A 579-nucleotide genomic window follows, 5' to 3' on the forward strand; every position below is an offset into this window, starting at 1 on the left:
GTATCTCCAGTAGGACCGGTATCTCCAGTAGGACCAGTTGCACCGGTAGGACCAGTATCTCCAGTAGGACCGGTATCTCCAGTAGGACCAGTTGCACCGGTAGGACCAGTATCTCCAGTAGGACCGGTATCTCCAGTAGGACCAGTATCTCCGGTAGGACCGGTATCTCCAGTAGGACCAGTATCTCCAGTAGGACCAGTATCTCCAGTAGGACCGGTATCTCCAGTAGGACCGGTATCTCCAGTAGGACCGGTATCTCCAGTAGGACCAGTATCTCCAGTAGGACCGGTATCTCCAGTAGGACCGGTATCTCCAGTAGGACCGGTATCTCCAGTAGGACCGGTATCTCCAGTAGGACCAGTATCTCCAGTAGGACCAGTTGCACCGGTAGGACCAGTATCTCCAGTAGGACCAGTATCTCCAGTAGGACCGGTATCTCCAGTAGGACCAGTATCTCCAGTAGGACCAGTATCTCCAGTAGGACCAGTATCTCCAGTAGGACCGGTATCTCCAGTAGGACCGGTATCTCCAGTAGGACCGGTATCTCCAGTAGGACCGGTATCTCCAGTAGGACCAGTA

1 protein-coding gene is annotated in these 579 nt (G+C 53.9%); it reads right to left on the minus strand.

What is annotated here, in order from left to right; all coding sequences use genetic code 11:
* A partial coding sequence (locus ACTFSL_RS31105; protein WP_440042971.1) for a hypothetical protein occupies positions 1–579 on the minus strand: 579 nt, incomplete at both ends.

The sequence above is a fragment of the Bacillus cereus group sp. MYBK108-1 genome, assembly GCF_051917185.1.
Taxonomy (GTDB): Bacteria; Bacillota; Bacilli; order Bacillales; family Bacillaceae_G; genus Bacillus_A; species Bacillus_A cereus.